9 protein-coding genes and 1 pseudogene are annotated in these 10,438 nt (G+C 44.1%); 4 read left to right on the top strand and 6 right to left on the bottom strand.

The window, feature by feature from the left end; genetic code table 11:
- Positions 1 to 192 precede the first annotated feature (192 nt).
- A pseudogene (locus tag EKM81_RS10625) lies at positions 193 to 705 on the bottom strand (transposase); the annotation flags it as partial.
- Between the two features lie 160 nt (positions 706 to 865).
- On the opposite strand from EKM81_RS10625, the gene EKM81_RS10620 reads away from it, so the two are divergent.
- The 4 genes from EKM81_RS10620 (at position 866) to EKM81_RS10605 (ending at position 4,714) form a co-directional block, all read left to right on the top strand.
- Entirely contained in the window at positions 866 to 2,209 is a 1,344-nt protein-coding gene (locus EKM81_RS10620) for a hypothetical protein (protein ID WP_125651496.1), read from the top strand.
- An 87-nt stretch (positions 2,210 to 2,296) separates the two neighbouring features.
- The gene (locus tag EKM81_RS10615; protein ID WP_125651494.1) at positions 2,297 to 2,656 is read left to right on the top strand and encodes a type II toxin-antitoxin system RelE/ParE family toxin; all 360 of its coding nucleotides are present in this window, start codon (positions 2,297 to 2,299) and stop codon (positions 2,654 to 2,656) included.
- A 1-nt stretch (position 2,657) separates the two neighbouring features.
- Positions 2,658 to 2,936, top strand: a complete 279-nt coding sequence (locus EKM81_RS10610; protein ID WP_016363707.1) for a helix-turn-helix domain-containing protein — start codon at positions 2,658 to 2,660, stop codon at positions 2,934 to 2,936.
- A gap of 362 nt (positions 2,937 to 3,298) precedes the next feature.
- Positions 3,299 to 4,714, top strand: a complete 1,416-nt coding sequence (locus EKM81_RS10605; RefSeq protein WP_125651492.1) for an IS5-like element ISLca2 family transposase — start codon at positions 3,299 to 3,301, stop codon at positions 4,712 to 4,714.
- A gap of 15 nt (positions 4,715 to 4,729) precedes the next feature.
- Here the strand turns inward: EKM81_RS10605 and EKM81_RS10600 are convergent, their stop codons facing one another.
- The 5 genes from EKM81_RS10600 to EKM81_RS10580 form a co-directional block, all read right to left on the bottom strand.
- Positions 4,730 to 5,344: a CadD family cadmium resistance transporter gene (locus EKM81_RS10600; RefSeq protein WP_125651490.1), complete on the bottom strand. Its 615-nt coding sequence runs from the start codon at positions 5,342 to 5,344 to the stop codon at positions 4,730 to 4,732.
- A 1-nt stretch (position 5,345) separates the two neighbouring features.
- The gene (locus tag EKM81_RS10595; RefSeq protein WP_003678450.1) at positions 5,346 to 5,714 is read right to left on the bottom strand and encodes an ArsR/SmtB family transcription factor; all 369 of its coding nucleotides are present in this window, start codon (positions 5,712 to 5,714) and stop codon (positions 5,346 to 5,348) included.
- A gap of 253 nt (positions 5,715 to 5,967) precedes the next feature.
- The gene (locus EKM81_RS10590; RefSeq protein ID WP_125651488.1) at positions 5,968 to 7,386 is read right to left on the bottom strand and encodes an IS5 family transposase; all 1,419 of its coding nucleotides are present in this window, start codon (positions 7,384 to 7,386) and stop codon (positions 5,968 to 5,970) included.
- Between the two features lie 247 nt (positions 7,387 to 7,633).
- Positions 7,634 to 8,605, bottom strand: coding sequence for an FAD-dependent oxidoreductase (locus tag EKM81_RS10585; protein ID WP_263853341.1), 972 nt, complete (start codon positions 8,603 to 8,605; stop codon positions 7,634 to 7,636).
- A 204-nt stretch (positions 8,606 to 8,809) separates the two neighbouring features.
- Positions 8,810 to 10,228 (bottom strand): IS5 family transposase, encoded by a 1,419-nt coding sequence (locus EKM81_RS10580; protein WP_048482185.1) that lies wholly within the window; start codon positions 10,226 to 10,228, stop codon positions 8,810 to 8,812.
- Positions 10,229 to 10,438: the final 210 nt, after the last annotated feature.

The raw sequence follows: 10,438 nt of genomic DNA, 5'->3' as shown, positions 1-10,438 counted from the left end.
GTCACATTGGTATTGCATTGCAGGGATAAGCTGGTTAAAGTTGAGATGGTGTGAAGCCTCGCTTTCGTGATGGTTTTCGTCGACTCAACCTTAGCATATAGGCGCACCCAATGGGTGAAACACCAAAGCAGCGCAGTCCCGTGTGAATCGTGGGATTGCGCTGCTTTTTTGAAATTCTATGAATAATCCAGGCTTCTTGTTCTTGCGTTTGTGGGCGTTCTTATAGCCTTTGACGCGGCGTCGGAGCTTCTTGGGGAGTGTCATGTTGTCTAGTTCAAGCAGCCCGGCATCGATGTAGCGGTACACGGTAGTCGTTGAAGGGCAAGACTTACCCTGGTCGCGATAGAAGTGTACGAAACTATCAACGCTGTGCACGCGAGGCTTGCGGGTAAGCTCCTTGGTGAGAGCTTTGAAGAACGCACGGCCGGTTTTGAGAAAGGCGTGGTGTCCGGTTCTGTCGCGTTTGCGGTCGTGTATGGCTTGGGCAGTTTCCGCAAGATAGACTTGATGCGAGTGACGCTTCGAGTCGAGCTGAGTTACAGATCCACGCGTGATTTCCCGTGAGATTGTCGCTTTACTGCGATGAAGCTTCTGTGCAATCACGGTCGCGGTGTCACCAGTAGCCCGAAGGGCCTGAATTGTAGCACGGTCGCTAAGACTGAGTTGTTGGTAGTGCTTGTGGGTGCTAATCTGGGAGTGGGTCATGAAGATTCCTGCTTTCTTGTTTAGCTAGCACTAACAAGAATAGGTCTTCATGGCCTTTTTGGTCTAGTCGCTAAGGTGTTGCACTTGAATTGTAAACTGGGGGTCAAAAAACTTACTTATTAGTGCAGCAGATCGTCGACTGCTACAACAGAGCGAGTACATGCATTTAAGTCCTGAACATGAAAAGCTCATTGTGTATTTGGATAAGGAGTACAGGAAAGATGAGGTTCCAGAAGGTATTTTAGCTCAGTTTCGATTTCATCACGACTGGGTTGAACAGGCGAAGAAAGAATGGCGATTATTTCCGGGAAAAGCCTACTTGAATAGAGAAATAGCTTATCCGGGTGGGAAGCGTTGCGAGATTTGTGATACGAATCTTCCGAAAAATGTTGTTCACGTGATTAACAACAAAAATCAGCGTGAAATGTATATCGGGCTTGATTGTGAGGGTAATGTTCTTAATGGAAGTGTCGTCGTCGGTCGTAACCTTTCCATCGAAGAACAGGCCCGATACGAAAAATTTGTACTAGAGCATGAAAAGGTAATCGCATTGATTGATCATCCTTACTCACGTGATTCGATGTTTGAGCTGTCGAAGGTACTCAAGTTAAAAGAGGATTCGTTTAGAAAGAAGGCAAAGCTCCTTTTGCGTCAGTACCTTAAGACTGGGAAATTATCCCAACGTGAAATCCAACAGTTGCTGGAGACCTCAGATGCGTTGCGAGCTAAGATAGATGCGCAGAATCGCCGATACAATGATGATCGACCGGGATTAAATGTAGCGTTAAGAAATAGAATCGAAAAAAATCAGCCAGAAGACGTAAAAGCAATTGTACGGTTGGTTCAGAACGATGATGGGTATTTAAAAACAGATGCGGCAAGTAGAATTTTAGATGAACAGTTCCTAAATGAGTATGCTAAGCGGGTCAGGCAAACCGGTGGAATTGGGAGCAGTTTAGATGCCTCTTGTACGCAATCGGCACGCATTAACCTTTCTGCACCGACTTTAGACGGTCGAATCTTACTCTCATTTCCTAGCAGAGATGTAATACAAGAGATGGGCTTTCCAAAGGTTATGGTTACTGCGAAGACGTTAAGCCAAATTGTTGATCGTAGTAAATCCATTAGATTAGCGAATGATAATCAGAAGTCATTAGCGGCCATTACGGGAATTCACCAGTTTGAAAACCTTGGTTTTTCTTCCGTAAAAGTATCGTACCAAGATTTTGCAGCGTTTGTAGGCCAGTCTGAAGCGGATTTGAAGAAACAGCAACGAACAAGATTGTCTCCTAAGAAATATGAATCACTAATCAGTGGAATCGCTTTTCTAAAGGCTGAAGACCGTTTTGTACAGATTGGAACCGGTGAATTGATCGAAATCGGGTTGCGTGCAATTATTGGTAATGTTCGACACTTATCAAGTGACCTTCCGTCAGTTCAAGTAGCTACGCTATCGGATATCCTTAAGTCGCTATATGATTCATACGTTCTTAAATATGACTAGGCTCTGTCAGCGAGATGCCTTGCTGTACTTATACTGTATTTGATAGCATATATTGATATTTAAGCTCGCTGGGTGTACACTAAACTTATGGAAAATCCTAAGTTTGAGTTTTACACGCGTCCAAGTGGACATAATGAATTCAAAGAATTCTTAGATGATTTGAAGCCGGTGGAGAAGCAGAAACTGGTCACCGTTATTGCCAAGACACAGAAATTCGGCATGCAGGTAGCGGCGCGCCAAATGTGGATCAGAAAAATCTCAGATGGCATCTTTGAGCTTCGGACAACGGGATCTAATATCCAGCGCGGCTTGTACTTCCACGTTGAAGGTCCACATTATGTGATTACGCATGGATTCACCAAGAAGACCCAGAAGACGCCGGTGTCTGAGCTTAATCATGCCAAAGAACTCAGGACAGAATACTACGATAATTTGGGAGGTAAATAACATGGCAAAGAACATTCTTTTTGACGATTATCTCGCTGAACAACTTAAAGACCCTGAATTCAAAGCAGGCTTTGATGCCGAATCTGCTAAACTTGAGAGCGCGGTGGCGTTGATGAACGAACGTGAACGTGCTGGTCTAACCCAACGGGAACTAGCAGAGCGGGCAGATGTGCCGCAATCAACGATTGCGCGGATTGAGCATGGTCAGAATACCAGTTTTGATACGATGAGCAAGATTGCCTTTGCGCTGGGAAAGAAACTCAAAGTTGAATTCACCTGAGATATAGAGGTGTCCCAATGTTTGTGAGCGTCGGTTTTCGGAACTTTCGAGACTGACGCTTTTCTTTTGTAAGTGTCTAATAACAGACCGTCGCGCACAAAAACGCGTCAGAGTCGCTTCTGACAACATCAAAAAAGGCTGATATTAGTCAGCCTTTGACTGAGCCGTGATTTCAGGGCTCAATAGCATTGATTACGTCGATGTCGCCTTTATGCGGAATGTACTTAGTGGCTGCTTAAAAATTCTATAATTCAGGCAGTTAAGCTAATATATGCATTATTGCGGTATAATAAATCCATTGGAATTAGCTGCTTTCCTGCATTTTCCTTGCATTTTTTGGGAACCTACTCGGAGGTTATCGTATGGTCTATCGTCACAGCCCGCTTCAATTGTCATTTGAATCCTTTGGTGCCGGTTTAAGTACCCCACTTAGCTCTAACAATGAGTGGGTCCAGTTGGCGGAGGTCATGCCCTGGAAAGCTCTCGATGAGGCATACCAATTGGAGTTCACCAAAAATGCGGGACGTGCGGCAAAACCATTTCGTTTACTCTATGGGGCAATCCTGATCCAACAACGGATGGGTTTAACTGATCGTGGGGTGGTTGCGGCAATTCGTGATACACCCGCACTTCAATATTTCATCGGGTTGTCCGAATACAAAGCGGTTGAGCCGTTCAATTATTCCAGCCTGGCACACTTTCGCAAACGAATTGCCGATATCTCCGAGCTGATTACGAATATCATGAATGATACAGTACGCGCCAAGATCGAAGCGTTGGTCCCATTCAAAGTGGACACCGTCATCACGGACGCAACCGCAGTGCCAGTCAAAATCAAGTATTCTCAAGACACCGTCCTCCTCAACCAAGCAAGGCTGAATCTTGAGGCGATGGCGATCGATATGGCACACCAACTTGGTGTGCCAAACCCACGCATGTACAAACGCGAGGCGAAGCATTGTTGGACCTCATTTTCACGACATCCAAAGCAACAGCGTGGTGGCTTTCATAAACAGGTCAAGGCCCAACTTCAATATGTGCGCCGTGATTTGCGGTACATCAACGAATTCATCGATCAGGGTGCGACTCTACCAGATGAACAAGCGATTCGCTTAGGCGTGATTCGAATTCTATTTGACCAGCAATGGTACATGTATACCCACAAGACTCACCACGTTGAAGACCGAATTGTTAGTCTCCAACAGCCGTACATTCGCCCAATTCAACGTGGTAAGGCCAATGCTAAAGTTGAATTTGGGGCGAAGATTGACTGTTCGTTAAGTGAAGGCGTAGTCGACATTGAACGTTTTGATTTCACCGCATTCTCTGAGGGCCAAGACTTCGCGGAAACTTTAGACCACTATTACGACCTTCATGGACATTATCCGGATGAAGTACTGGCCGATACGCTGTACCGTAATCGGGAGAACCTAAAGCTGTGTAAGGATCTGGGTATCCGAATCTGCGGTCCGAAGCTTGGCCGGCATCCAAAACACGTTGATGCAGCGAAACGGCGTGAGGATACTGATGCCGAGAATCGAAGAGGTACCATTGAACGCCGGTTTGCTTTTATGAAGGGCACGCTGGGGCTTGACTTGGTGAACACTGGGACAGCTGAATCACTGGCCGTCAAGATTGACGCGGCCATCGTCTTGAGCAATGTGCTGACCCTGTTAAGGGTATTTGCTATACCAATTTTAATTTTGGCTAAATTCGAGGGTGAGGCCTATCAAATTCGCTATAAATTTACTACAAGGGTCGAAGATATGGTGGCCTAGTTCAACAGCCACTAATTAAAATAATAGCTGCATAATATGCCTAATAGTGTCACTTTCAAGAATGATCATGATGCCTAAACCAATATAAATAATGGCCATGATCCAATCACCAAAACGATCAAGAAAGTTCTTTACAAAATTCACTTGTGAGAACTTATCACCAAGGAAAACTAAAAAATAAATACAAATGGTAAAAACAAACAGCGTTACGATTAGCTGTACCAGTGATAATGATACGAAGTAAGGAACAAAAAGGCCAATATTATCCGCACCACAAGAAGCTACCGTAATTAAAGCCACCGTTGCAATTAAATTCTTATTTTTACGCGCTTCAATTTTCTGATCAACTTCTGCGGCTTCATCTTCTTTGCTAAATATATATTTGATTCCAAAGGCAATGGGAATCAACCCTAAAAAACCTAGTAACCATTTGGCGGGTACGTAATGGAGAATAAATGCAAAAAACAAACTAATTCCAATGAGCGTATATGAGCCTAAGAACTGACCAATATAAATTTGTCGGCGATGCTTTGTTGAACTATATTTTGAAAAAAGTAACATTAAAATAACTAATAAGTCGATTGCAGTTGATGTATAAAGAATAATACTCGTTATAATTGTCCTGATCATTTTATTTTCCCCCACCAGCATTGATTTTTCCGGCATCTTCAGCTAAACACCATGCCCGTTCTAATAAAATCGCCGTACATTCATCAATGATCTGATATTCAATGAAGTTGCCATTACGCTTCGCTTTAACTATCTTTTGATCTACTAGACGTTGTAACTGGTTTGAGATGGCTTGGACCTTCATATTTAGTGATGTAGCAATCTCACTAACGGCCATATCTGGTTCACGCGTTAAGCAATGTAAAATTCTTAGCCGCGTATTATTTGCGAGTACTTTAAAAAGTAAAGCAATGTCAGCGGCTTGATTCTCATTTAACAATGCCCGATCAGCCAAATCTGGTTTACCCGGACAACAGTCTACTTGTATCATTAGATCACTCCTCGTTTATTAATCTATTACATTATATCATGTAATAGTGTTGTACCCAATTTAATTTAAATCAAAAAATAGAGTAGCTCCTATAGCCACTCTATCTGACATTAACCACTATTCATATTCACTAGTTAAATTAAAACTAAGATACAGGTCTTAGTTTTAATTTAATCTACCAGAAGATGCCAAAGTTTCGTTACTATCATTTTGCGCCATTTTAATTCTTTCAATATAAATAGTGGCTGTTCAACTAGGCCACCATATTCTCGATGCTAGTAGTAAATTTGTACCGGAAACGATAGGTTTGCCCTTCGTTCGTGGTTAAAATTAAAATTGGTATAGCAAACACTCTCAAGAATGTCAGCGCATTGCTTAATACCATTGCCTGATCGATTTTAACGGCCAATGACTCAGCTGTTCGGGTATTGACTAAGTCCAAGCCTACTGACCCTTTGAGAAAGGCGAATCGGCGTTCAATGGCCCCGCGTCGATTCTCTGCGTCCGTATCCTGGCGGTGTTTCTTGGCATCAATGTGTTTGGGCTTTGCGCCAAGTTTAGGTCCGCACAGGGTGATGCCTAGGTCCTTACATAACTTTCGATTGTCGCGGTTGCGATAAAGCGTGTCTGCCAACACCTCATCTGGGTAATGGCCATGCAAGTCGAAGTAATGATCCAAGGTCGCTTCAAAGTCTTTACTCTCATTGAAAGCCCTGAATTCGAAACGCTCAATATCAACGATGCCCTCACTTAACGATGCGTCAATCTTGGCCCCAAACTCAACTTTGGCTTTCGCCTTACCACGCTGGATCGGTCGAATATAAGGCTGTTGGAGACTAACAATCCGGTCTGCGACATGGTGAATCTTGTGTTCAAACATATACCATTGTTGGTCAAACAAGATTCGGATGACACCCAAGCGTACTGCTTGTTTGGCGGTTAAGATTGCCCCTGCATCAATGAATTCATTGATGTAGCGCAAGTCGCGACGGACGTATTGAAGTTGCGCTTTAACTTGCTTGTGAACGGATTGCTTTTGGCTCTTTGGATGGCGTGAGAAAGCCGTCCAAACTTGTTTGGCTTCACGCTTATACATGCGTGGATTAGGGACATTCAGTTGATGCGCCATGTCAATGGCCATGTCTTCAAGATTCTTGCGGGCTTGATTGAGCAGCGAGGTATCTTGGGGATAGCGGATCTTCACCGGAATCGCTGTGGCATCCGTGATCATCACGTCAACCTTGAATGGCACCAAGGCTTCGATCTTGGCACGAAGCCAATCATTGATAATGTTTCTGACCAGTTCAGAGATATCCGCAATCCGTTTACGGAAGGTACACAAGCTGGTGTATGCGAAGGGCTTCTCTGCACGATATTCCGAGAGCCCGATGAAATACTGATAAGCCGGCGTATCTCGAATTGCGTCGACCACACCGCGATCGGTTAGTTTCATTCGATTCTGAATCAGTCCAGCGCCATAAAGCATCCGAAATGGTTTAGCCGCGCGCCCAGTACTTTTCTTGGAAAACTCCAATTGGTATGCCTCATCGAGTTCTTTCCACGGAAAAATATCGGCTAAGCGCACCCACTCATTATTTGGACTGAGCGGTGTACTCAGACCGCAACCAAAGGATTCAAAAGAGAGTTGGTGGGGACTTTGACGATAAACCATGGATAAAACCTCCGAGTGAATTTCATAAATGCATGGGAAATGTCCGAAAACCGACATTTCGTATGCATTTATTATAAGACAGTAACGTCTTAAAATCACTAGTATCAGTTACTACGCGTTTTTGAACAGCCACTAAATAGCCGCCAATCATTGTCCTCAGAGTAATCTGGTAATCATATAAAAACAGATAGTAGAAAGCTTAATTAATAATGAAGTGAAGTTGTTCCTTCAGTTATAAATTAATTCCTTAGCGTTTCGCATTCTGTTGTTCCCAGTTCTGTGCTGCGATTTGTACTGCATCCCAAGGTGATCCAACTGGTGGTGAATAGGATAAGTCTAGGTCGCTAATTTCGGCTACTGTCATATCATTAAAAATTGCCGTAGCAAAAATATCACTGCGTTTAGCAACTTCACTACCGTAATGACCAATTAACTGCACGCCTAAAAGCCGGCCACTTTTTTGATCACCAGTAATTCTGATCTTAATTTTTTGAGCACCGGGAAAATAAGCCTTATGGTCATCAACATCAGTTGTTACCGTGAAAGGATTAAACCCTGCCTGGATAGCCTCACTTGTCAATAACCCTGTCCGTACAACAACTAAATCAAATGCCTTTAAAACTTGTGTCCCCAGGCTACCTTTAAAGGCACGTTGAATTCCAGCAATATTAAAACCAGCAATTCTTCCTTGTTTATGTGCAGTCGTACCTAATGGCAAGTAGGTTTCACCTAATAAATGATGTCTTGTTTCCACCAAATCGCCGGCCGCCCATATATCAGGTAATGAGGTCTGCATATATTGATCAACCTCGATGGCCCCGGCAATTCCAGTTTCAGCACCTACCTTGACCAGTAGCTCATTATTTGGTTGAACACCAACAACGATTAAGACTAAATCATACGTAGAAGATTGTGTCTTTTGATGTTCATTTAAGCCAACAACTTCCACGTTGCTACCAGTTTCATTAATTTCTGAAACGGTTAAACCAGTAATAACATTGACGGCATTAGCAGACAACTTTTGATGAATAATTCGGCCTAAATCAGCATCAACCGTGGAAAGTATTTCTGAACCTCGTTGAAAAATAGTGACGTCTAAATGCCGTTTTCTTAAAGCCTCCGCCATTTCGATTCCGATATAACCAGACCCAACAATTGCGACCTTCCGAACACTATATCCTGGATTATTCACCTCGGTATTGGGGACATGAAATCGCATCTGGCTGGTCTGAAAGCAACGTTTGGATCGTTGCGAATACTGACTGAGCGGAGAAGTTGGTGATCGATGCACCACGAACAGACCGACCCAGTTTTCGGCTCGACGCACGACCTATTCAGTTATTCAGTTCAGGTCGCCAACTGATGGACTTCGTCCATGAGCCGACTAAACCAGTTCTTGTAAACATAGTTAGTGGCTGTTCAACTAGGCCACCATATTCTTGGTGCTGGTAGTAAATTTGTACCGGAAACGATAGGTTTGCCCGTCGTTCGTAGTTGAAATTAAAATTGGTATAGCAAACACTCTCAAGAATGTCAGGGCATTGCTTAATACCATTGCCTGATCAATCTTGACGGCTAATGACTCAGCTGTTCGGGTATTGACTAAGTCCAAGCCTACTGACCCTTTGAGAAAGGCAAATCGGCGTTCAATGGCACCGCGTCGATTCTCTGCGTCCGTATCCTGGCGACGTTTCTTGGCATCAACGTGTTTTGGTTTTGCGCCAAGTTTTGGGCCACAGATGATGATACCTAGATCTTTACACAACTTGCGATTGTCGCGGTTGCGGTAAAGTGTATCCGCCAATACCTCATCTGGGTAATGGCCATGCAAATCAAAGTAATGATCCAAGGTCGCTTCAAAGTCCTTACTTTCATTGAAAGCACTAAATTCAAAGCGCTCAATATCAACGATACCTTCGCTTAATGAAGCGTCGATTTTGGCACCAAACTCAACTTTAGCTTTCGCCTTACCGCGCTGGATCGGTCGAATATAAGGCTGTTGGAGACTAATAATGCGGTCTGCGACATGGTGAATATTGTGTGTAAACATGTGCCACTGTTGGTCAAACAAGATTCGGATGACACCCAATCGTACTGCTTGCTTGGCGGTTAAGATCGCTCCGGCATCGATGAATTCGTTGATGTAGCGCAAATCACGGCGGACATATTGAAGTTGGGCTTTGACTTGCTTGTGAACGGATTGTTTTTGGCTCTTTGGATGGCGTGAGAAAGCCGTCCAAACTTGTTTGGCCTCACGCTTGTACATGCGTGGATTTGGAACATTCAGTTGATGCGCCATGTCAATGGCCATGTCTTCAAGATTCTGGCGGGCTTGATTGAGCAGCGAAGTGTCTTGAGGATAACGGATTTTTACCGGGATCGCTGTGGCATCCGTGATCATGACGTCAACTTTGAACGGCACCACCGCTTCGATCTTGGCACGAAGCCAATCATTGATAATGTTTCTGACCAGTTCAGAGATATCCGCGATCCGCTTGCGGAAGGTACACAGGCTGGTGTAGGCGAAGGGTTTCTCTGCTCGGTATTCTGAAAGTCCGATGAAGTACTGATAAGCCGGCGTGTCTCGAATGGCGTCAACGACACCGCGATCGGTTAGTTTCATTCGATTCTGAATCAGTCCAGCGCCATAAAGCATCCGAAATGGCTTGGCCGCTCGCCCAGTACTTTTCTTGGAAAACTCCAATTGGTATGCCTCATCCAGTTCTTTCCACGGGAAAATATCGGCCAAGCGCACCCACTCGTTATCTGGACTGAGCGGTGTGCTCAGGCCGCAACCAAAGGATTCAAAAGAGAGTTGGTGGGGACTTTGACGATAAACCATGGATAAAACCTCCGAGTGAATTTCGTAAATGCACGGGAAATGTCTGAAAACCGGAATTTCGTATGCATTTATTATATGACAGTAATGACCTAAAATCACTAGTATCAAATGCTACACGTTTTTGAACAGCCACTAGTTAGAAGCAAGATGAATCACCACACGACGGGCGTGCCAAGTAATCCTACCGGCGATGTGAAAGAGACTGAACCG

Origin of the sequence: Lapidilactobacillus gannanensis, assembly GCF_003946675.1 — a bacterium.
GTDB lineage: Bacteria > Bacillota > Bacilli > Lactobacillales > Lactobacillaceae > Lapidilactobacillus > Lapidilactobacillus gannanensis.
The sequence above is the reverse complement of the archived record's forward strand: the minus strand, read 5'-3'. Positions and strand labels throughout refer to the sequence as shown.

Excerpts from the sequence above, each read along its gene's own strand:
- EKM81_RS10590 (WP_125651488.1), bottom strand. The coding sequence starts at position 7,386 with ATGGTTTATCGTCAAAGTCCCCACCAACTCTCTTTTGAATCCTTTGGT.
- EKM81_RS10580 (WP_048482185.1), bottom strand. The coding sequence starts at position 10,228 with ATGGTTTATCGTCAAAGTCCCCACCAACTCTCTTTTGAATCCTTTGGT.
- EKM81_RS10620 (WP_125651496.1), top strand. The coding sequence starts at position 866 with ATGCATTTAAGTCCTGAACATGAAAAGCTCATTGTGTATTTGGATAAG.
- EKM81_RS10610 (WP_016363707.1), top strand. The coding sequence starts at position 2,658 with ATGGCAAAGAACATTCTTTTTGACGATTATCTCGCTGAACAACTTAAA.
- EKM81_RS10615 (WP_125651494.1), top strand. The coding sequence starts at position 2,297 with ATGGAAAATCCTAAGTTTGAGTTTTACACGCGTCCAAGTGGACATAAT.
- EKM81_RS10605 (WP_125651492.1), top strand. The coding sequence starts at position 3,299 with ATGGTCTATCGTCACAGCCCGCTTCAATTGTCATTTGAATCCTTTGGT.
- EKM81_RS10585 (WP_263853341.1), bottom strand. The coding sequence starts at position 8,605 with ATGCGATTTCATGTCCCCAATACCGAGGTGAATAATCCAGGATATAGT.
- EKM81_RS10595 (WP_003678450.1), bottom strand. The coding sequence starts at position 5,714 with ATGATACAAGTAGACTGTTGTCCGGGTAAACCAGATTTGGCTGATCGG.
- EKM81_RS10600 (WP_125651490.1), bottom strand. The coding sequence starts at position 5,344 with ATGATCAGGACAATTATAACGAGTATTATTCTTTATACATCAACTGCA.